This window comes from uncultured Rhodococcus sp. (assembly GCF_963525155.1).
In the GTDB taxonomy this organism is placed as follows: Bacteria; Actinomycetota; Actinomycetes; order Mycobacteriales; family Mycobacteriaceae; genus Rhodococcus_F; species Rhodococcus_F qingshengii.
In genome coordinates, this window is record NZ_CAURKP010000023.1 from 19,900 (window position 1) to 41,514 (window position 21,615).

At 61.7% G+C, this 21,615-nt stretch carries 21 protein-coding genes and 1 pseudogene; 6 read left to right on the forward strand and 16 right to left on the reverse strand.

Features of this window, described 5'->3' with window-relative positions:
* Positions 1-3: 3 nt before the first annotated feature.
* The 3 genes from RWT78_RS07935 to RWT78_RS07945 form a co-directional block, all read right to left on the reverse strand.
* The gene (locus tag RWT78_RS07935; RefSeq protein WP_007732680.1) at positions 4-2,184 is read right to left on the reverse strand and encodes an acyl-CoA dehydrogenase; all 2,181 of its coding nucleotides are present in this window, start codon (positions 2,182-2,184) and stop codon (positions 4-6) included.
* 34 nt (positions 2,185-2,218) lie between these two features.
* On the reverse strand, positions 2,219-3,382 hold the full coding sequence (locus tag RWT78_RS07940; protein ID WP_007732681.1) for a steroid 3-ketoacyl-CoA thiolase: 1,164 nt from the start codon (positions 3,380-3,382) through the stop codon (positions 2,219-2,221).
* Between the two features lie 192 nt (positions 3,383-3,574).
* Complete coding sequence (locus tag RWT78_RS07945) at positions 3,575-4,201, reverse strand: TetR family transcriptional regulator (protein ID WP_030536987.1); 627 nt, start codon at positions 4,199-4,201, stop codon at positions 3,575-3,577.
* 153 nt (positions 4,202-4,354) lie between these two features.
* Between RWT78_RS07945 and RWT78_RS07950 the strand changes: the two genes are divergently transcribed.
* Complete coding sequence (locus RWT78_RS07950) at positions 4,355-5,887, forward strand: FAD-dependent oxidoreductase (RefSeq protein ID WP_037128865.1); 1,533 nt, start codon at positions 4,355-4,357, stop codon at positions 5,885-5,887.
* 79 nt (positions 5,888-5,966) lie between these two features.
* Here the strand turns inward: RWT78_RS07950 and RWT78_RS07955 are convergent, their stop codons facing one another.
* The 7 genes from RWT78_RS07955 to hsaA form a co-directional block, all read right to left on the reverse strand.
* Positions 5,967-6,518 (reverse strand): pyridoxamine 5'-phosphate oxidase family protein, encoded by a 552-nt coding sequence (locus RWT78_RS07955; protein WP_007732686.1) that lies wholly within the window; start codon positions 6,516-6,518, stop codon positions 5,967-5,969.
* Positions 6,519-6,548: 30 nt separating this feature from the next.
* Positions 6,549-7,565, reverse strand: coding sequence for a TIGR03617 family F420-dependent LLM class oxidoreductase (locus RWT78_RS07960; protein ID WP_042924836.1), 1,017 nt, complete (start codon positions 7,563-7,565; stop codon positions 6,549-6,551).
* A gap of 1 nt (position 7,566) precedes the next feature.
* Positions 7,567-8,448: an SMP-30/gluconolactonase/LRE family protein gene (locus RWT78_RS07965; protein WP_314675148.1), complete on the reverse strand. Its 882-nt coding sequence runs from the start codon at positions 8,446-8,448 to the stop codon at positions 7,567-7,569.
* Between the two features lie 81 nt (positions 8,449-8,529).
* A complete protein-coding gene (locus RWT78_RS07970) occupies positions 8,530-8,991 on the reverse strand; it encodes an SRPBCC domain-containing protein (protein WP_314675150.1) in 462 nt (153 codons plus the stop codon).
* Positions 8,984-9,343 (reverse strand): helix-turn-helix transcriptional regulator, encoded by a 360-nt coding sequence (locus RWT78_RS07975; protein WP_003940373.1) that lies wholly within the window; start codon positions 9,341-9,343, stop codon positions 8,984-8,986. The genes RWT78_RS07970 and RWT78_RS07975 overlap by 8 nt, the downstream gene beginning before the upstream one ends.
* Before the next feature lie 65 nt (positions 9,344-9,408).
* Positions 9,409-10,701, reverse strand: coding sequence for a glutamine synthetase family protein (locus RWT78_RS07980; protein WP_314675151.1), 1,293 nt, complete (start codon positions 10,699-10,701; stop codon positions 9,409-9,411).
* A gap of 38 nt (positions 10,702-10,739) precedes the next feature.
* A complete protein-coding gene (gene hsaA / locus RWT78_RS07985; protein ID WP_003940567.1) occupies positions 10,740-11,906 on the reverse strand; it encodes a 3-hydroxy-9,10-secoandrosta-1,3,5(10)-triene-9,17-dione monooxygenase oxygenase subunit in 1,167 nt (388 codons plus the stop codon).
* Between the two features lie 237 nt (positions 11,907-12,143).
* Here hsaA and RWT78_RS07990 point away from each other — a divergent pair, with 237 nt between their 5' ends.
* From RWT78_RS07990 to RWT78_RS08005, 4 genes are read left to right on the forward strand one after another with little or no spacing between them, the layout of a single operon-like run.
* Entirely contained in the window at positions 12,144-13,307 is a 1,164-nt protein-coding gene (locus RWT78_RS07990) for a Rieske 2Fe-2S domain-containing protein (RefSeq protein WP_003940257.1), read from the forward strand.
* Positions 13,285-13,581, forward strand: a complete 297-nt coding sequence (locus RWT78_RS07995; protein ID WP_003940353.1) for a hypothetical protein — start codon at positions 13,285-13,287, stop codon at positions 13,579-13,581. The genes RWT78_RS07990 and RWT78_RS07995 overlap by 23 nt, the downstream gene beginning before the upstream one ends.
* 30 nt (positions 13,582-13,611) lie before the next feature.
* Positions 13,612-14,400: an SDR family oxidoreductase gene (locus tag RWT78_RS08000; protein WP_020909164.1), complete on the forward strand. Its 789-nt coding sequence runs from the start codon at positions 13,612-13,614 to the stop codon at positions 14,398-14,400.
* A 51-nt stretch (positions 14,401-14,451) separates the two neighbouring features.
* Positions 14,452-14,910 (forward strand): nuclear transport factor 2 family protein, encoded by a 459-nt coding sequence (locus RWT78_RS08005; protein ID WP_314675159.1) that lies wholly within the window; start codon positions 14,452-14,454, stop codon positions 14,908-14,910.
* A 1-nt stretch (position 14,911) separates the two neighbouring features.
* Here the strand turns inward: RWT78_RS08005 and RWT78_RS08010 are convergent, their stop codons facing one another.
* Positions 14,912-15,706, reverse strand: a complete 795-nt coding sequence (locus RWT78_RS08010; RefSeq protein WP_314675161.1) for an SDR family NAD(P)-dependent oxidoreductase — start codon at positions 15,704-15,706, stop codon at positions 14,912-14,914.
* A 214-nt stretch (positions 15,707-15,920) separates the two neighbouring features.
* On the opposite strand from RWT78_RS08010, the gene RWT78_RS08015 reads away from it, so the two are divergent.
* A complete protein-coding gene (locus tag RWT78_RS08015) occupies positions 15,921-16,499 on the forward strand; it encodes a GNAT family N-acetyltransferase (protein ID WP_314675163.1) in 579 nt (192 codons plus the stop codon).
* Here the strand turns inward: RWT78_RS08015 and RWT78_RS08020 are convergent.
* From RWT78_RS08020 to hutC, 5 genes and pseudogenes are all read right to left on the reverse strand, one after another.
* On the reverse strand, positions 16,490-16,996 hold the full coding sequence (locus RWT78_RS08020) for a ClbS/DfsB family four-helix bundle protein (RefSeq protein WP_064443723.1): 507 nt from the start codon (positions 16,994-16,996) through the stop codon (positions 16,490-16,492). The two genes, RWT78_RS08015 and RWT78_RS08020, sit on opposite strands and share 10 nt — an antisense overlap.
* Positions 16,997-17,083: 87 nt before the next feature.
* On the reverse strand, positions 17,084-18,019 hold the full coding sequence (locus tag RWT78_RS08025) for an alpha/beta fold hydrolase (RefSeq protein ID WP_007732711.1): 936 nt from the start codon (positions 18,017-18,019) through the stop codon (positions 17,084-17,086).
* Positions 18,020-18,051: 32 nt separating this feature from the next.
* Positions 18,052-19,131 (reverse strand): dipeptidase, encoded by a 1,080-nt coding sequence (locus RWT78_RS08030; protein WP_314675166.1) that lies wholly within the window; start codon positions 19,129-19,131, stop codon positions 18,052-18,054.
* Positions 19,132-19,228: 97 nt separating this feature from the next.
* Positions 19,229-20,643 (reverse strand): annotated as a pseudogene (locus RWT78_RS29200) (serine hydrolase domain-containing protein).
* Between the two features lie 196 nt (positions 20,644-20,839).
* Positions 20,840-21,595, reverse strand: a complete 756-nt coding sequence (gene hutC, locus RWT78_RS08045; protein ID WP_024487384.1) for a histidine utilization repressor — start codon at positions 21,593-21,595, stop codon at positions 20,840-20,842.
* Positions 21,596-21,615 lie beyond the last annotated feature (20 nt).

Here is a 21,615-nt window from a genome sequence, read left to right on the forward strand (position 1 = left end):
AGGTCACTTTCCCGGTTCAGGGTCGCGAGGCAGACCCAGGATTCGCTCACCGATGATGTTGAGCTGAACATTGGTTGTACCACCCGCGATGGACATGCACTGCGAGTTCAAGAACATCTGGGTTGCAGACATCCGATGCTGTTCGCCCAGAAGTGAACTCGGTCCGGCCCACTCCATTGCCACGTCCCAGACCTGCTGGATGTGCTCGACACCGATCAGCTTCGCCACCGAGGATTCGGCACCCGGCTGCGCGCCGGTGAGCGAGCGCAGCGTGGTGCGCAGACCGAGCAGACCACCGGATTGCGCGTCGCACAGCACCTTTCCGAGCACGGTCAGCTGCTCGTCGTCGATGCCACCGGGCAGTCCGTCGACCAGGCTCAGAAGAGCCTCGCCACCCGATCCGAGCGACGAGTCGTTGGACAGCGAGACACGCTCGTTGGCCAGCGTGGTGCGAGCGAGCTTCCAGCCGTCGCCTGGCTCGCCGACCAGGCACTCGTCGGGAACGAAGACGTCGTCGAAGAAGACTTCGTTGAACAGTGCTTCACCGGTGATCTCGCGAAGCGGGCGAATGTCGAGGCCGCTGTTCTTGATGTCGATCAGGAAGTAGGACAGACCCTTGTGCTTGGGGGCGTCGGCGTCGGTGCGCGCGAGGCAGATTCCCCAGTGCGCGTCGCGTGCCATCGACGTCCACACCTTCTGGCCCTGCAACTTCCAGCCACCGTCGACCTTGGTGGCCTTTGTACTCAGCGCGGCGAGGTCGGAACCTGCGCCGGGCTCGGAGAAGAGCTGACACCAGACGATGTCGCCGCGCAGTGACGGCGGGACGAACTTGGCGAGCTGCTCTTCGTTGCCGTGCGCGATGAGCGTCGGGATGACCCAGTTGCCGATGATCATGTCGTGCGGCTTGATCTTCGCAGCGCGCAGTTCTTCGGCGATGACCAGCTGGCTGACGGCATCGGCGGATTTGCCCCACGGAGCCGTGAAGTGCGGTGCGGTGTATCCCTTTTCCGCGAGATACGTTTTCTGGGCGGCGCCTTCGAGTTCGAGTGCAGGAGCGAGCTCGGCTCGGACGTCGGCTCGGATCGCCTCGGCCTCGGGCGGCAGCTCGACGCTGAGCACGCGACGGGTTCCGGCAATGGTCAGCTCGGCAACGCGACGACGCCAGGATGCCGTGGAACCCAGCAGAATTCGCAGGGACTGCGCGCGGCGCAGGTACAGGTGCGCGTCGTGCTCCCACGTGTAGCCGATTCCGCCGAGCACCTGGATGCAGTCACGCGTGACGGAGAAGCCAGCCTCGAGGGCCGTGGCTCCGGCGACGGCTGCTGCGAGAGAAGCCTCTTCGGCACCGACGCCGTTGGCGGGAGTCAGCGCACGCGCAGCGTCCCAAGCGCAGACGCGTGCCTGCTCGGCAAGCGCGAGCATACGTGCAGCCTTGTGCTTGACACCCTGGAACTGGCCGATCGGGCGACCGAACTGCTGACGCACCTTCGCGTAGTCGGCCGACGTCGTGACTGCCCAGTCGGCCAAGCCTGATGCCTCGGCCGCGAACAGTGTTGCGGCAATGTCCAGTACACGCTGGGTATCGATGGTGAGGATCTCGGAATCGGTGAGCACCAAACCGTCGACGGTGACCTCGGAGTTACGACGCACGACGTCGTAGCTGGCCAAGTCCGTGACCTCGAGGCGGTCACGTCCGAGCAGAACGAATCCGCTGTCCGTCGCGAGGAGGAACAGGTCAGCGACATGGCCGCCGAGAATAAGGCTGGACGTTCCGCTGAGGGTGGTGTTGTCGCCGTCGCGGGTGATCTTCAGCGAACCCGGCTGTAGTGCAACAGCTCCGAGCGTGCTGCCATCCACGAGCGTCGGCAGTCTGTCCGTTTCTCCGGCATCACTGAGAACAGCGCTGACCACTACCGTCGGCAGGAACGGTCCGGGAACCATCGAGCGTCCAAGTTCCTCGACGACGATGGCGAGTTCGACCAATCCGTATCCTGCGCCGCCGAATTCCTCGGCTACGTGTAGTCCGAGAAGCCCCTGCTCGGCAAGCCCGTTCCAGAGTTGGGGGCGAGTTTCGACCTTCGCCTCGACGGCTTCACGGACGACGGTGGGTGTTGCGTGACGCGCCGCCCAGCCCCGTACGGAGTCGCGGAGGTCACGATCTTCTTCACTCAATCCAATAGTCATGTCTACCTCGTCAATTCGACAGTGTCAGTACGGGTCAGATGCGTTCGATAATGGTGGCGGTCGAGAGAGCGCCACCGGCGCACATCGTGACCAGAGCCGTCGACTTGTTCGAGCGCTCGAGTTCGTGCAGCGCAGTGGTGATCAGACGAGCGCCCGTGGAACCGACGGGATGTCCGAGCGCGATCGCACCACCGTTGACGTTGACCTTGGACAGGTCTGCGCCGTGAACCTGCGCCCAGGAGAGCACGACCGAGGCAAAGGCTTCGTTGATTTCGACGAGATCGATGTCGTCCAAGGTCATTTTGGCCTTGTCGAGCACCATCTGGGTGGACTCGATCGGTCCGTCCAGATGATAGAAGGGATCGGATCCGACCATGCCGGACGCGACGATCCGCGCGCGGGGCTTCAATCCCAGTTCCTGTGCGCGCTCTTCGCTCATCAGCAGTACCGCAGCCGCGCCATCACTGATCTGCGACGAGTTGCCGGCGGTGTGGATATGGCCTTCGATGACCGGCTTGAGCCCAGCCAGCGCTTCTGCCGTCGTCTCACGCAGTCCCCCGTCCCGAGTGACAGTGGCGATCTCACCGGTAGGCACGCCTTCCTTGTCCACCACGGGAGCCTTGACGGGCACGATCTCGCGGTCGAAGCGTCCTTCTGCCCAAGCCTGAGCTGCGCGGCGCTGCGATTCCAGACCGAACGCGTCGACGTCGGCGCGCGTGATCCCACGCTTCTCGGCAATTCGCTGCGCGGAGGTGAACTGGTCACCCATGTCGATGGTCCAGTCGTCCGGGTACGGGTTTCCCGTTCCCGGTGCGTTTGCCTGACCCAGGAACACACGGCTCATGGCCTCGACGCCGCAGCCGATACCGGCCGAGATCTGACCAGAAGAAATCAGGCCGGAAATCAAATGCACTGCCTGCTGGGCGGATCCACAGGCGCAGTCGATAGTGGTTGCCGCGGTGCTGTACGGCAATCCGGCGTGCAGCCACGCCTGCCGCGTGACGTTGTTGGACTGCTCACCTGCCTGGGTGACACAGCCGCCGATGATCTGTCCGATGTCTTCCGGTGCGACGCCTGCCCGTTCGAGAACGCCGAGCTGCGCTGCTCCCAGAATCTCGGCGGGGTGCAGTCCCGCCAGGGCGCCGCGACGACGGCCGATCGGTGTCCGAGCGGCCTCGACGATGACTGCATGACCCATGATGTTCGCTCCTTCGTGGAGTTTTCGGTCGGTGAGCTGGCTCACCGTCTAATTTTCTGTAATTTATTCTATTAATGATGTCAGGGCAATGTCCGGATTGACATCAACTCTCAACTGATGCGGATTCAAAAATAGAATTGATTTCAATTTTGCGAACATGACGAACCCTCCCCAGAGAGGGGCGAAGTCACGTCAGTGCCGTGAGAGATTCACCAGAAGCAGGTCGCATCCCTTGCGGATGTCGTACTCCGCATCGGGGATGGAGATTCGACCGTTGAGGCACGATTGGATGACCCCGAACCACAGCTGCATCAGCAGACGCAACCCGGTGTTGTCTTCCTCGGTGGGGTTCTCGATCCCGGCCGCATCGAGAATGATCTGCCGGAAGCCGCGATCGATCTTTCCCACGTCCGGCACCGTCGCGACGTTGGCGGTACTGGACGACTGCAGCATCGCAGTCGAGAGAGCCGGCCGACGCAGTAACCCGCGAGTCGCGCGAACCAATACCTCGTACACCGCATCCTGCGGATTGTCCGACTGAACCTGATGCCTGACAAAGCTGGCACCGATCTGGTCGATCTGCTCGACCATCACAGCGACGAAGAGGTGCGTCTTCGAGGGGAAATAGCGATAAAGAGTGCCGATGGCCACGCCCGCCCGCTTGGCGACCTCGTGCATCTGTACCCGTGAGAGTTCCTTCTCGGTCCCCAATTCGGCTGCCGCTTCCAGCATCCGCACATGGCGCGCCCGCTGCTCGTCCGAACTGGGCTCTGCAGCGTCCCTGACCTCGGCAATTCTCGGCAACGTCGCCCCCATCATCGATTCTGTGTCCCGGTCGCGAACGACCTCGCCAATTCTCTCATCTCGACCACCCATCTCGGCATATTGCCCGCTCAGTGGGACCTGGCATGGCCTTCTCTCCCCGTGCGGTATTCCGTGGACACCCCACCCTCTTGGAGTAAGGACGCAATGATGCAGGACTGGACCACCGAGTGCGACGTGTTGGTAGTCGGCTCCGGCGGCGGCGCGCTGACCGGCGCATACACCGCGGCAGCTCGAGGATTGACGACGATCGTCCTCGAGAAAACCGATCGCTTCGGCGGAACTTCCGCGTACTCGGGCGCATCCATCTGGCTGCCGGGAACCCAAGTACAGGAACGTGCGGGACTCCCCGACTCAACGGAGAACGCACGCACCTATCTGCGCGCATTGCTCGGCGACGCCGAGTCCGAGCGCCAGGATGCCTATGTCGAGACCGCTCCCGATGTCGTCGCACTACTCGAGCAGAACCCGCACATCGAATTCGAGTTCCGTGCGTTCCCCGACTACTACAAGGCCGAAGGCCGGATGGACACGGGACGCTCCATCAACCCTCTCGATCTCGATCCCGCCGACATCGGTGACCTCGCCGGCAAGGTGCGTCCGGAACTCGACCAAGACCGCACCGGTCAGGATCATGCTCCCGGCCCGATGATCGGTGGGCGCGCACTGATCGGCCGACTGCTGGCCGCAGTCCAGAGCACCGGTAACGCAGAACTTCGTACCGAATCCATCCTCACCTCCCTGATCGTGGAAGACGGTCGGGTTGTCGGCGCCGAGGTCGAATCCGGCGGCGAAACCCAGCGAATCAAGGCGAACCGCGGTGTGCTGATGGCAGCGGGCGGCATCGAAGGCAACGCCGAGATGCGTGAGCAGGCCGGCACCCCCGGCAAAGCGATCTGGAGTATGGGTCCCTTCGGCGCCAACACCGGTGACGCGATCTCCGCCGGAATTGCTGTCGGTGGCGCAACCGCTTTGCTCGATCAGGCGTGGTTCTGCCCCGGCGTCGAGCAGCCGGACGGCAGCGCCGCATTCATGGTCGGCGTTCGCGGCGGACTCGTCGTCGACAACGCGGGCGAGCGTTACCTCAACGAGTCTCTCCCGTACGACCAGTTCGGCCGGGCCATGGATGCGCACGACGACAACGGTTCTGCAGTGCCGTCGTTCATGATCTTCGACTCGCGCGAGGGTGGCGGACTACCTGCCATCTGCATCCCGAACACGGCGCCCGCCAAGCACCTCGAGGCCGGAACCTGGGTCGCCGCCGACACTCTCGAAGAACTCGCCGCCAAGACCGGACTGCCGGCCGACGCATTGCGCAGCACTGTCGAAAAGTTCAACGATGCCGCAAAGCTGGGAGTCGACGAAGAGTTCCATCGCGGCGAAGACCCGTACGACGCATTCTTCTGCCCACCCAACGGCGGCGCGAATGCGGCACTGACGGCGATCGAGAACGGTCCGTTCTACGCGGCCCGCATCGTCCTCAGTGACCTCGGCACCAAGGGCGGATTGGTCACCGACGTCAACGGTCGAGTCCTGCGTGCCGACGGCAGCGCCATCGACGGCCTGTACGCCGCCGGCAATACGAGCGCGTCACTGAGCGGCCGCTTCTACCCCGGTCCTGGCGTTCCGCTCGGCACGGCCATGGTCTTCTCGTACCGAGCAGCCCAGGACATGGCGAAGTAACCAGCACAACGAGGACGTGGGGCAGGCAATGTCAGAATCACCTGCCCCACACTCTTTCGCACGGCGACGCGATTTTGTATCACTCCAGGTCGATACCGGGCAACCCGTCCACACTCTTCGCGTTCTTCTCGGCGCGATAGGCGATGAGCCGCTCCGGCCCCCTCTTCTCCGCTACGCGGTCGAGCACGTCACGATCGGATTGGTAGTCCATCAGCGGTACTGCGTATCCGCACGAATCCGAAATGCGCGTCAGATCGACCACGACGATCGACCGCAGCCCCGGGTGCTCAGGGAACCTACCGACAAGCTCGTTGAACGGTTCCGACCCTGCAAGCAGAACGTGTCCGTGACCGTGCAGTCGTACGATCTTCGGTGGTCCGTCAAACGCCATGAACATCAGTGTTATTCGGGAGTTCTCGCGCACGTGCGCGATGGTTTCCACACCGCTGCCGGTGAGGTCGAGGTACGCCACCCGGTTGGATGTCAGCACCACAAACGATCCGACTCCCCCTTTGGGTGAGCAATTGACCAACCCGTCAGCAGACAACGGTGCGGTGGCAACGACGAACAGCGGTTGAGCCTGCAACCACGTGGTGAGCTTTTCATCGATGCCTTCGTAGACGCGCCCCATGTCGAGAGTGTAGTTCGCGCCGACTGGACGTCACGGGGCAGACGCTGCGGCGGCTCGAATCTCCTCACACATCGCTGCGAAGACGCGGTCGTCGGCGGGATTCGCCGGCACCGCCAGTGCAATGCCGTCGCAGAGACTCGCGTATTTCGAACTCAGCACCTCGGGGAGTTCGGCGTAGGTGCATTGCGTGACCAGCCTGTCGAGAACATCGTCGGTGAGGACGTCAGGTAGTCGAGCCCAATCACCTGCCCGCGCCATCACTGTCAGTTCTTCCCCGACCTCGGATAATCCGAGGACCTCCAGCGCGACTCGGTACGCCGGAGTGGAGTAGAGAAAGGCAAGTTCACTGCGCACCGCTTCTCGTTGAGCAAGTATCGCGGCAGGATCTTTGCCGGTGATCATCTTCGGAACGGCAATCAGTCGCGGCTTCCTTCCTCCTGCCGTCAACGATGGAATGATCCTCTCCGCGAGCACCTTCGGATGGGAGCTGGTGGGGTGAGAAACAAAACCGTCGGCGACGGCTCCCGCCAGTGAGCACATGCGAGAGTTCACTCCCCCGGTCCAGATCTCCGGAGCCGGAACATCGAGCGGCCCCGGATTGAAGTAGGGCTGCAGCCGGTCGAAGGTATAGTGCGTTCCCGCATGGTCGAGTTCACCGCCCTCCTGAAACACTCGGAAGATCTCGCGTACAGCGCTGACGTAATCACGCAGTTGCGCAACAGGATCCGTCCACGGCATCGAGTACCGCCCGACGATGTTCCCACGCACCTGCGTCGCAAGCCCCAGTTGAAATCGCCCACCCGAGAAACCCGCAAGATCCCAGGCAGCCAAAGCCGTCACCATGGGACTGCGCGCAAACGCGACAACCATCGACGTCCGGACAGTGAGAGTACTGCTGTGCTCGACGGCCAGGGCCGCCACCGCAAACGGATCACGAATGGTTTCGGAGATGTGCACCGTGTCGAAACCAAGGTTCTCGATGCGTCGGACGTGCTGAGCTACCTGCCGCAGCGGAGTGTCGGCAGGTAGCGAGGTCACCAATTCCATATCAGATCAAAGGCTCCAGGCGAATCGACAGCAGCTTTCCTTCGGTAGCCACCTTGCGAGCGTGTTCATTGAAATCCGGGGCGGCACAAACGAACAGGGTACGACCGTCGGAACCGCCGAGTCCGCAAGCGAAGACACCGCTGTCGAAGGCAATTTCGTCGACTATCTCCCCGCTGGCGCCCACATGAAGAACACGGCTTCCGAGGGCATCGGCCACCCACATCGAATCGTCTCCGTCGATACAACACCCGTCCGCCGCAACGACGATCTGAGCGAGGGTGGTCTCCATCTCGGCTCCACCAGGCACCGGCCCGAACGACGCCCAGTCGCGGCGTTCACCCAGAGAGCCGTCGGCCTGGACGGCAAACGCACTGATTCGATTTCCCAGCGTTTCGTCCACGAGCAGATCTCCGGTCGACGTCAGAGCCATTCCGTTGGGGAAGTGGAGATCTCGCGCGACGACGTGCACCGATCCGTCCGGGTCGACGCGGAGGAGATCTGCCGTCTCGACGGGGGCCAGGTTCATCAGATCGAACCCGAAGTTGCCCACGTACGCTCGTCCCTGTGCGTCGACCAGCATGTCGTTGACGTTGGCACTGACGTACCCGGACAAGTCTGCGTGCACCACCAACTCGCCATCGGATTCTCGCCGCAGAATCTTCTGGTCCCGCATGGAGACGACCAGTAATCTGCCGTCCGGAAGCCACCCCAGCCCGGACGGCTGCCCTGGAACCTCCGCCTCGACGCGTATGTCTGTCCCGTCCTCGCAGGCCGAAATCACCTGGTAGGTGTAGAAGTCCGATACCCAGATCCGGTTCTCGTGCCAGCGCGGGCATTCGAAGTAGGTGTATCCCTCGAGAACTACCGCAACTTCTGGTGCCATCAGGCTCTCCTGCGTCGGTGAAGAATGGACTATCAGCCCCATTCAATCACCGGCACCGCTGTCGCGGTGTCCGATTCCCGACTAGTCGCCGGCGCGAACTTCGTCCAACACGTCGAAAGCGGATTCCCATCCGTCGTACACATTCCCGTCACCCTTGAATCCCGGAATTCCTACCAGGTGGAAGGTCATTTCGGTTTTGTCACCCCGTTCTGCGAGCGTGACCGTTATCCGAGGTGCGGCATCCACCGGATCACTCGGATTTCCCCAGGTGAAGACCAGCCTCTTCGGCTCGTCGACCTCGAGATAGGTTCCGCCGGTGGGGTACTCGGCTCCGTTCTCGTCGTTGATCATCAGGTAGCGGTACGTTCCGCCAACTCTGGGATCGATCGTGACATGCTCACGGGGACTGCTGACACCCTTCGGATGCCACCAGCGCGCCGCCTCGTCGGGGTCGGTCCACGCCTGCCAGACAAGGTCGCGCGGCTCGTCGAAGATCCGGGTGATGGTGAATTCTGCAGTGGCATCGGCATTCCGGTCACTCATTGTCCTTCTCCTTCTTCGGTCGACGTTGCTTCAGCTCACGTAGACGCTCGTCGAGGAGGTCGAAGCGTTCGTTCCAGCCTCGCCGGTGTTCGTCGACCCAGGCGCTGGCGTCGTCGAGACCCTCTGCGCGAAGGGTGCACGTGCGCCATTGCGCGGTGGCGGTTCGTTCGATGAGACCGGCTCGCTCGAGCACCTTCAGATGCTGAGAGATGGCGGGTCGACTCATTTCGAACGGCTCCGCCAACTCACCGACGGTCATCGAACCATCAGTGAGGCGAGAGAGCATTTCACGCCTCGTCGGGTCGGCCAATGCGCTGAACACTGCATCGAGTCGGCCACTTCGCTCGTCCATGTAAGCAACTCCTTAATTAAGGAATAGCTTAAACATAGGACTCGACATCTTGCGCGTCAACCCTTTCAGCTCCAGGTATATCGAAGCCGCTCGACGGTTGTCGCCTCGTCCATCTGGGAGAAAGTCTCGCGCTCAACTCCCTTCACTGACACCATCGCTTCGATGATCGACTCCCCGAAGATTTCCTTCGCCACCGAGGAGGAGTTGAACTTCTGCACTATCTCGCGCAGATCGGTGGGGACTCGGGTCACCCCGCGCTCATCACGTTCCGCCTCCGTGAGAGTCGACGGGTTCACCACAATTTCCGGCGCCAATGGCGAGGCATTGCCGATACCGATATGCGAAAGGCCAAGTATCGCAGCGGTCGCCAGATACGGGTTGGCCGATGGATCGACGATTTTCACTTCGGCGTTGGCGCCGTGTGGATTCGACGGTGACTCTGCGCAGAACCTCAGTGCCGCTTCCCGGTTCTCGAGCCCCCAACAGACGTAGGCCCCCGACCAGTTGTCCGGTCGCAGCCTGACCCCGGAGAGCGGTGAGGACGCAAAGACGGCCGTGAATTCCGTGAGGTGAGAGAGGATTCCACCCAAAGCTGATGATCCTTTGTCGGTCATCCCGTACTCCTGCCCGCCACCGGAGAAGACGGGCCGCCCACCTGAGTTCAACGAAAAGTGCTGGTGTGCACCGTTCCCTGCACCTCCGACCGTAGGTATCGGTGAAAACGAGGCCGCCAATCCGTGGGCTCTGGCAGTGCGGGTGATCAAGATCCGGGCCAGTATCACCAGGTCGGCAGCCTGAACAGGAGTTGCCGGAGCGATGGAGATCTCGAATTGATCCGGTCCGTACTCTGCATGAACTTGCTCGATATGAAGTTGTGCGCGTTCGGCATTGCGCAGAAGGTCCTTGAGGAAGCCCTCGCGGCGCAGAACTGCACCTAACCCGTACGCCGACCACGCTCCGTCGCACGCATCACCGAAAAGAGTGAACTCGATCTCGTGACCCACCCGAGCTTCCAGTCCGTCGGCGGCAAGCCGCGCCACGACGGCAGTGAGTGCGGACCGAGTACACACGGCAGCCGTCGCACCGTCTTGCTCGTGCAACGTCGCCGGCGCCCACGACACGCCCCCGCCGAGATCACGGAGGTCGGAGCGGTCGATACGCAACCGGAGATCACCCACGACGGAAAAGGAATCGGTGAAGGCAATCCGATCGTCGCTACAGAAGACGTTCCAGCTCGGTGAGACTCCCGCACCGGCTTTCTCGAAGACACCGGTTCGGCCGGCCGGCATCACCTTCGCGCGCGCGACACCCGCCATGTCGACGATCGAGCCGATGGTCAGAGCCGGTACTTCCCTCATCCAAAGGCAAATACCCCACCCGGTGACGCGCCAACCCGTCAGATCAGGTTGTCCTCCACCGGCAGTCCGAACGCCGCCCGGCCGTAGAGCGCCAACGCGCGCTCGGGTTCGTTGGCAACGTGAACGCTGCCCGCATGAACGTCACGCCACGCACGCTCGATCGGGTTTCCGCGAGAGAGGGAATTCCCGCCTGCCGTCTTGAAAAGCATGTCGATCGCTTCCACCGAGCGTTCCGTCGCACGAACCTGATCACGACGCGCACGCAGCCTCATCGAGAGTGGGAGCTCCTGACCGGCCACAGCAAGTTCGTACATCTCCCGGATATTGCGATCCATCTGCAGAATCGCAGCATCGATCTCCGACGACGCACGTGCGACGGCGACCTGAGCGAACTGATCCTCACTGAACCGTCCACCACCCAAACTCAGACGGACGCGCTCACGCATCACGTCCAGGTACCCCTCGTAACAACCGGCGACGATGCCCACACACGGAGCGGCAACCGTCGAGGTGAAGATACTCCCGAACGGAAGTTTGTACAGCGGGCCAGGATTGACCGCTTGGCCAGGACCACGCAGTTGTGCGGTCTCGTAGTTGCGCTTCAATCGGTGCTCGGGAACGAAGGCCTTCTCGACCACGATCTCGTTGCTCGCGGTGCCCCGCATACCCACGACATCCCACACGTCACGGATTTCGTAATCGGTGCGCGGCACCAACACCGTCATGAAATCGACGGGACGACCATCCATGCCGACCACCATCGCTCCCAGCAACGCCCAACTCGCGTGGTCGCAACCGGAGGAGAAACCCCACTGGCCCGATAGCTCGTAGCCTCCGTCCACCGCCGTCAGTCGACCGACCGGCGCATAGGCGGACGAAATGAGCGTCGTCTGATCCTCTCCCCACACGTCGGCCTGCGCTCGGTCGTCGAAAAGTGCAAGATGCCACGGGTGCACCCCCACCACCGACGCGACCCAACCGGTCGAGCCGCAGGCAGCCGAGATGGCCCTGACCACTTCGTAGAACTGAACCGGGTCGCTCTCGGCACCTCCGTATCTTTTCGGCGCCAGCATGGAGAAGACGCCGGCTTCGGACAGCTCCCGGATGGTCCGTTCGGAGATCTTGCGCGAATCGTCGACCTTCTGAGCGCGGGCCGCGATCTTCGGGAGCAGATCACGGACTGAACTCAGAACCTTGTTGACCATGGGAGACACTCCTCGCACCGAACCGTGAGGGAGCGGATCGGCAGATAGACATAACGGCTGCCCCGTCACGATATGTCGGTCACGCGTTCCGGTGATCGGAAGTCCCGGAGGCCGGGATCAGCCGCCGGATCCTCGCGCTCGCCGCTGGTCCCGGCCAGTGAGACGAGACCCCAGAGGCAATTCACGCTCCCCTAGCGTCGGGCGTCGACACTGCCCCTGGAAAGGACGGGACTCATCGTGACGATCACTCAGTCCGACAACGACGAGGTTCGCGAGATCCAAGCTGGAACCGCGCCTACACGCTTTGCGCGTGGATGGCACTGCATTGGACTCACGGAGTCCTTCAAGGACGGCCAGCCGCACTCCATCGAGGCGTTCGGCACCAAACTGGTCGTCTTCGCCGACAGTGAAGGCAACGTCAAGATCCTCGACGCGTACTGCCGTCACATGGGTGGCGACTTGAGCCAGGGCACCATCAAGGGCGACGCCATTGCCTGTCCGTTCCACGATTGGCGCTGGGGCGGCAACGGCAAGTGCCAGAAGATTCCGTACGCACGCCGCGTCCCCCCGCTGGCCAAGACGCGCGCCTGGCAAACCCTCGACCAGGACGGCATGCTCTTCGTCTGGCATGACCCCGAGGGCAACCCGCCGACCGACGACGTGGCTATCCCCCGCATCGAAGGCGCGCTCAGCGACGAGTGGAGCGACTGGGTCTGGTACACCACGACCGTCGACACCAACTGCCGTGAAATCGTCGACAACATCGTCGACATGGCGCACTTCTTCTACGTGCACTACTCCTTCCCGACGTACTTCAAGAACGTCTTCGAAGGCCACGCCGCAACGCAGTACATGCGCGGCGTCGCTCGCTCGGACATGCGTCCCCACGCAGCAGGCACCCCGAAGATGGTCGGCAGCAACTCGGTTGCCACGTACTTCGGCCCCTCCTTCATGGTCGACGACCTGACCTACGAGTACGAGGACTACAACGTCGACTCTGTGCTCATCAACTGCCACTACCCGGTCAGCGCTGACAAGTTCGTGCTCCAGTACGGCATCATCGTCAAGAAGTCGGATCGCTTCCAGGGTGAAGCCGCCGACGCGATGGCCGCGAACTTCGGCACGTTCATCGCCAAGGGCTTCGAGCAGGACGTCGAGATCTGGAAGAACAAGACTCGCATCGAGAACCCGCTCCTGTGCGAAGAAGACGGCCCGGTCTACCAGCTCCGTCGCTGGTACGAACAGTTCTACGTCGATGTCGCGGACATCGCTCCCGAGATGACCGAGCGCTTCGAATTCGAACTCGACACCGCGCGACCCGTCGCCGCCTGGCAGAAGGAAGTCGAAGACAACCTCGCTGCAAAGAAGGCAGACGAAGATGCAGCCTCTTCAGTGCGCTGAGTGCAAGGCTCAGGTCCTGGTCCAGAAGAACAGTTGGGAACACACCACCGTTCAGTGGAGTGACCAGGCCCGCGCCCAGTGCCTCGAAATCGCCGACGACCGTGAATTCGGGCAGCGAGAGGGACGACCCGGTGCCCCTCGCAAGCAGTGCGGCGCCTTGATCGCGTCCATCGTGAACGCTGCAACAGCGGGCGAACTCGAGATCCTCAACGACGAGCCGGTGCCTCAGCCGATCGTCGACGACAGCGAACCCGTACCGACTCCGTTTCACTAGTCAAGCCAACATCTTTCGAAGAAGGTAGTAATGATCGATCCTCAGTACTACGGCCCGTGGGCAGTCATCGCCGGCGGTTCAGAAGGTGTCGGCGCAGGGTTCGCCGACGAGCTCAGCAAGATCGGCATCAACCTCGTTCTCATCGCCCGCAAGCCGGGCCCGCTCGAGGAGACCGCGGCCAAGGCACGCGCCAACGGCGTCGAAGTACGCACTCTCGCATTGGATCTGCTCGTTCCGGACGCGCTCGATCAGATCAAGGCTGTCACCGACGACGTCGAGGTTGGTCTCCTCATTTTCAACGCCGGCGCCAACAGCTACGGCCACGAGTTCGTCACCGGAGATCTGACGGGATTTGCCGGAGTCATCGAGCTGAACATCAACAAGCAGCTCGAACTCTCGCACCACTTCGGCGGATTGATGAAGGATCGCGGACGCGGCGGCATCATGCTGCTCGGTTCGCTGGCCGGATTCATGGGCTCCGAGCACCAGAGCATCTACGCGGCGTCCAAGGCATTCGGGCGCATCTTCGCCGAAAGCCTGTGGCTCGAACTCCAGCCGTACGGCGTTCACGTCGTCGAGTTCATTCTCGGTGTCACTCGCACACCCGCTATGATTCGCGCGGGACTGAACTTCGACATCCCGGGCATGAACGTCGCAGAGCCCGAAGATGTTGCACGTGAAGGTCTCGAACACCTTGCCGACGGCCCGATCTGGGTGGCTGCAGGAAACTACGAAGGCGCCAAGAAGCGCAGTGGCTTCCCCCGAGACAAGATGGTCAAGGGTGCTGCCGAAGCGATGCGCAAGCTGCTCAACCGCTGACATCTGCTGTGCGCCTTTATTAACCCCCCGACGTTAAGAAAGGCGCACAGCATGAGCATCGACATCACCACTCTTCTCGACGAACGCGAAATCACCCGCTCCATCTTCGAGTTCGCCCGAGCCATGGATGCGCGAGAGTGGGATGAACTCCACCGGATCATGACGCCGGACGCTACGGCAGAATTGGGCACCGGAACTCTGCGCGGACCCGCCGAGGTAGTGGCGTCCATCCGCTCGTTCCTCGACGAGTGCGGTCCCACCCAACATCTGATCGGTAACGTGCTGGTCGAGGTGGTCGGCGATCTCGCCACCAGCCGCTCCTATGTCAGCGACATGCATGTGGGCACCGGGAGCAAGGCTCACCTGAACTTCTTCACCCTCGGCGACTACCACGACTCATGGGCGCGGATCGACGGAAGGTGGCGAATGACGCACCGCACCAAGCATTCACACGCCAGTCAGGGATCCATCGAGGTTCTGGGCGCCGGCCCCAGCGGTTGGCGGAGCTGATTCAGCTCAACAAGGACGAACGGCCGGTCGCGAGCGGACTCTTGCTGGTGAGTCCGCCGTCGACCACCAGGGTCTGCCCCGTCATGTAGCGAGATTCGTCCGAAGCCAGGTAGACCATGGCATGCGCGATGTCTTCGGGTTCGCCGAGGTAAGGCAGGGCGTTTGCCTGCTTCATGCCGTCGATGACATCAGCGGGGATGTTGTCCACGAGAGCGGGTGTCATGATCGCGCCCGGCGCTACGGCATTGCACCGAACACCGTTTGCTCCGTACTGGACTGCGATGTACTGCGTCAGACGAATGACTGCCGCTTTGGCGGACCCGTAGGCAGACTGCAAGGAATCGCCGATCAATCCACCTACCGAGGCCGTGTTGACGATCGATCCTCCACCGGCACTGTTCATGTGCGGAATGGCAAGTCGTGAAGCGACGACAGTGCTGCGGACGTTGAGCGACATCACGCGATCCCACTCGTCCAAGTCCATCCGGAGCAGGTCGAGATCCTTGCGCGGGTTACTACCGCCCACGTGATTACACAGGACGTTGATGCCGCCGAATTCGGCGACCGCCTTTTCGATCATCGCTGCCAGAGAGTCCTCGTTCATGACATCGACGCCGAAACCCAGTGCATTGCCACCGGTCTCGCGAATCGCCACCGCCGCTTCCTCTGCACGCGCAGGATCGAGGTCGGCGACCAGCACCTTGGCGCCCTCTGCCGCCATGAGTTGTGCTGCTGCACGCCCGATTCCACTGGCGGCGCCTGTGATCACTACACTCTTGCTTTCGAGCCTGTTCATATCTGTTCCTTTCGCGGAGAATCGCCATACCCGGATCTCACGTGCCCGGAGTTGACAGCTCGGCGATTGCCCGATCACTACCAGTCAACGCAGGATCGACAGCCTCGTCCAACTTTCTTGAATGAACTCACAAGTACGTGACCACGGCCCGCGCACCTGCTACACCGCCGAAATCGAGTGGCGACGGAAGACCTCACTGTGCTGAAGTGGCACTATGCAGAATTCTGTTCGACCGCTGTCCATCGACGATCTCGACCGTGCCGCCGAGGTTCTCGGCGAGGCGTTTGCCGACTACCCCTGGACGAACTGGTGCGTCGCCGAAGACTCCCACGTGGAACGCGTCGCGACTCTGCAACGGATCTATCTCGAACACCTGGCACTACCGTTCGGGCGTTCCTACATCGACGATTCCGGCAACGGCGTCATCGCAGTCCTGCCGCCGGACACTCCAGAGCCTGATGAAGCGACCGTCGAGAAGATCGTCGAACTGCACGGAGATCGGTTCGAGCGCGTTCTTCAGGCTGACCAACAACTGTCTGCGCTTCCCGTCCCCGACAACGCGTGGTCGTTGGCAACGATCGGTACGATGCCGCGTTCACGCGGAACCGGATTGGGTTCTGCGCTACTGAAACATGCTTTGGCGGAACTGGATCGAACCGAACAGAATTGCTGGCTCGATACGTCGACCGAACGAAATCTACCGCTGTACCAACGGTTCGGTTTCACGATAGCAGGCGAAATCTCACTGACTGACGGACCGACGGTATGGCGGATGCATCGACTTCAGGGCTGATTGTTCGACTTCAGCACTCGCCGAATCATTTTCGACAACGACGCGTATTGGGTGATCGTGTTGACGGCGATCCACCTCGAGACCGGCCACGTCCGGGTCCACGAGAAAACCCCGACCGACAGCAGTTGATCGTCGTCAAGGGTCTCGATGTAGTTGCGCAACATCGCAACAGCAGCTCCCAAGCGGTCACGAAGCTCCTGAGCCGGAATGTCGATGCTCGCGTCGACAACCGACTGGTTCAGTGCGGGTGTTTGCGTCCATTTGTAACCCGCCGCCGGCGTCTGCGGAGCCTCGTCTCGCAGCCCGGCACCTATCCACTCTGCGACGGCCTCTGCCCACCAGACACGCACAGCGAGTACGTCGTGCACCGTCCACGCGTCGACGGCAACGGCGTCGAACGCATCGGCCTCGGCGACGCCGTCGAGTAACGCTTCGAGTTTCGAATACGCCGAGTCCAGCTCGCTCACCAGTTCTTCGCGTGACCAGGTCTGCGCCACAATGCCTCCGAACGATCAGTGGAGAAGAAAGAAGCGGGACCATCTCGACTCGATGGCCCCGCCTCCAACTTTAACGTCCTCCCGGATTCAGTTCAGCTCACCCAAGAACCTTCCGAGGTTCTCGGCGATTTCCTTCGACCTGGTGTGGTGCAGGTAGTGGTCTCCGTCCAGCAAGATCACCTCTCCGTGATCGACGGAGGCTGCCTGCCCTTCGTGCAGCTCTGTCCAGCCCTGAACTTCTGAATTGTTCACGGCGAACAACAGAATCGGAAGATCGGCTGGGAACGTCTTGCCGATTGCTTCAGCAAAGTTACTCGAAAGATGATCCATCTCGTTGAGATAGGTATCGCTGAAGTTGTTCTTCGCAGTCAACTGTCGCATCTCGTCCTTTGCGGCGGGATCGAGGTACTCGTCCGAGGCTTCACCACCGACGACCTTGGACAGCAATTCCGCCAAGCCCAATTGCCTTCCAACTCGGAGTGCGTCGATCGGGAATTTGGTATCCATGTTCGGCTGCCCTGGAACACTGCTGTCGATACCCACGAATGCGGTGACCTCGTCACGGTACTTCGCGGTGTAGTCCAGCGCATAGAGACCAGTGATCGAGTGCCCCATGAGGATGTATTCGTCAATTCCCAGCGACTGTACTGCCGTATGAATCTCTTCGACGATGTTCGCAGTCGTGCGGTCCTTGTCCGTTCCGTCACTGTAGCCGTAACCGAAGGGCTCGATCGTGACGACGCGGTAGTCGGGTGCGAGCTCGTTGACAAGCGGTGTGAAGTCGAGAATCGGTGCGGACGTTCCGAACCCGGGTAACAGCACTATGGTCTGATCGCCGTTGCCGCGGATCGAGTAGCTCATGTTCTTTCCGTCGACGGACACGAACTGGTTGCCCGTCTCCCCGGCCGGAACGCTCGCTTTGCTGGAGCCGACATTGAATACGAGCGCTATCGATACCAGCACAACCAGAACTACGGACACCGAAGCAACCAGCTTCAGTGCAACGGTACGAATCTTCTTCATTCTCATCCTCATCTTCTCGGGCGTCGATACGGCTAGGAAAGGCTCGACATCGAGGCCGCACTGGTCTCGTCGAGCACACGCAACACGTTGTTGCCCATCAGCTTTGCCAAGTCCTCCGCGGACCAACCGCGTTCCGCCAGACGGTCTATCAACACCGCGAAACCGGATACGTCCTGCATACCGTCCGGAAAGTCGTCGAACCCATCGTAGTCACTGCCCAAACCGATGTGGTCGATGCCCGCGACGTCTCGGGCATGCTCGACGTGGTCGGCGAGATGGTCCACTGTCATCCCCGGTCGTGGGCCGACTCGCCCGCCTTTGAACCACTCGTTGTACTCGGCAGAAAGGAACATGGGTACAAAGGCGATCATGATGACCCCGCCGTTGTCCCCGAGCAGTCGCATGACGTCGTCGGGAACATTACGGGGGTGACCGCATAGCTGAGAGCACGACGAATGGCTGAAAATCACCGGCGCCGACGACGTCTCGATGGCATCTCTCATCGTTTCCACCGAGACGTGCGACAGGTCGACGAGTACGCCGAGCCGATTCATTTCGCGCACGATCTCGCGACCGAAGTCGGTGAGGCCGCCATGCGCTCGCGTATCCGTCGCGGAGTCCGCCCACCCGGTGTTGTCGTTGTGCGTCAGCGTCATGTACCGAAGACCAAGGCGCGCCATCATTCTCAGGACACCGAGCGAGCTGCCGATGCTGTGACCGCCCTCCGCGCCCAACAAGGACGCGACCTTGCCCTCGCTCCAGATGCGACGCACGTCGTCACCTGTACGCGCGAATTCGAAAGTATCCGGGTATCGCTCGATCATCCGGTACACGTAGTCGATCTGTTCGAGTGTGTACTGAACCGCCTCTGGCTCCGTCCGGTCACACGGGGTGTAGACCGACCAGAACTGCGCACCGACGCCGCCGCGACCGAGTTTGTCGATGTCGGTTTGGAAGATGGAATCCTTCTCGAGATTCTCCACCGAGTATGCGGCAGTTTCGCGAGCCGTCCAGGCCAGATCGTTGTGACCGTCGATGACCGGCGCAAGGCCGTAAGCATCGAGTGCCGCGGGGTGATTCACGTCCGGAAAAGGAGCGAGAGGTTTCATCATGAGTTTTCCTCGAAAAGTAGTGCGGGCAGGTCGAGGGCCCTCATCGCCTTCGACCTGCCCGAGATTTCATTCAGCGGAGAGAATCATCTCGCCGCGACTAGTCGGAAATCTTCTTGAAAAGCCTTGTCATGTAAAGATATTGCTCGCCATGGATCGTGAGATGAGCCATCTCACCCGAAGCGCTCTCGTTACTGATCGAGAACCGGGAGGCAGACAGAGGCACGACCTTGGTGGGCGGAGCCGGCGGCTCGCCGTCGATCTCGACCTTGGCGAAGTTCTGCACCTGGAATCCGCCGTCCTCGCCGCGCGTGAGTTCGATTCGCACGGTTGTCGATTCATAGGTTCCGAGAATGTGCGACAGGTCGATGTCTTCCGCATTCGGCTCGGACTTCGGCTCCGGCAGAACGAGATCGAGCTCCTGGGCGATCTCCTTCTCGATGTCGTGGGCCAGGGCGCCGCCGCCACGCGAGTTGGTCACCACGGCCATGGCGAGACCGAGCTCGGGGAAGGTGTGAAAACGAGTGATCTGGCCGATCGTCGCACCACCGTGCTGCGCGGACGTCACGCCACCCCAGTCGGACAGGATCCAGCCGAGACCCCAGGCCTGATCGACGCTCGAGACCGCGGTCAGGTCGAATTGCGGAGTGCGCATCAGGCGCGCGGATTCTTCGGACAGAATGCGTTCACCCGTCAATGCGAGTCCGTCACGCATGTGTGCAGCACCGAAGGTCAGGAGCGAGCTGACCGATCCGGTGATGATCCCGGCCGGACCGATACCGCGCGGAAGCAGCCACTGCTTGGTCGGAATCACCTTGTCCGGCGACGTCCGATCCGGGTTGGCCACGTGGCCGACGGCCGTGCGGAACAGCGGCGCGTCCTTGGCCTTGGTGATGATGTGCGTCAATCCGAGTGGCTTCCAGAGATATTCGACCAACGCCTCGTCCCACGTCATCTCACGAAGGACCTCGACGATGCGGCCGGCAACGGCAAACCCGCGTTGCTGTAACTCAGATGCCCGCCGGGCTCGGTGACGCTGATCGCGGTCGCGAGTTCGTCGACGTACTTCTCGACGCAGTCGTCACCGTCACCGGTGTCGTTGAACAGGTCTCCGTCGATACCGCTTGTGTGCGTGAGCAACTGGCGGATCGTGATTTCCTTCGTGTTGGAAGGATCCGCGATCGTGAACTCCGGAAGCACCTCCACCACCAGGGTGTCCAGCGTCAGCTTGCCCTCGTCGACGAGCTGCATGATCAGCGTCGTCGTCCAGATCTTGCTCGCGGATCCGTACTGGAACAGGGTGTCTGCATCGACGTCGACGCGCGTGTTCAGGCTCGTCACTCCGGTGGTGATGACACGGATGTCCGCTGCGCCGTCTTCGCCCAGCGCGATCACACCGACCTGCGCGCCCGGTACCGAATGCTTGGCTGCCAGTTCGTCGAGGCGTTCCTGCCACTTCGGGGCGACAAGTAGGTCCTTGGGCAAGTCGGTCACAGGTCGAACTCCTTCGATCATGGAAGCGAGCGGCGTAGACGGCGTTGCTGGGATCCGCTCAGGTCTCACTCGTCGGGAAGTGAAGTTGCGGAAGCAATAACCGTCCACCCATGATCTCAGTGTGCTGGCAGTCACGTCCTGGTCGATTGCACCGAAGTCGGCCCCGAAAATGGTGCAATCGGACGAGCGAGTGTTCAGGATTCGCCATTCGAAACGATCAGCGCTCGAAGGTTCCTTCCAAGCGATTGCGTGAACCCGGATGGATCAAGCGCGCCGCGCTGACCAATCCGTTAGCCGACCAGGTGCGGCGGCGAATCAGCAGGCACGGTTCCCCGCGATCGATGCGCAACAGCTCGCATTCGTCCGGGCTACCCAACACCGCTTCCACAACATGCTCGCCGCGAACCAGAGGCGCAACGTCACTCAAGTAGTTGTTGGGGGTGATCGCGGTGAAGTCCTGGCGCAGATAGTCTGGCGCCTCGTTCGGATTCACGAATCGGTCTTCCACCTGAATCGGAGTTTCGTCCTCGAAGTGCACCATCAGCGAATGGAACACCCGTTTGCCCACCGATTCACGAAGGAACGTCTGCCCGTGGTCGGTTTCTTCCTCACGAACGAAGACGACCTCGGTTCGATGACGGTGGCCGCGGCGCTGAATCTCGTCGGCGATGTTCTTGACTTCGAACAGCGGGGACGCGGTCTTCGTGGCGGCGACAAAAGTACCGACCCCCATCATCCGCACGATCAGACCGTCGCTGGTGAGTTCGCGAAGCGCTCGATTGATCGTCATTCGTGACAACCCCAGCGCACTGACCAGTTGATTCTCCGAAGGCAGCTGATCGCCTTCGGTCCACCGACCCGAGTTGATCTGCGAGACCACGAGGTTCTTGACCCGTTCGTAGGCAGGGGCGGACTCGCCGCCTGCCTCGTTGAACAGCACGGCGAGTTCTGCGTCCACTTCGGCAATCGCCATCGCCACCACCCGTTCGTCGA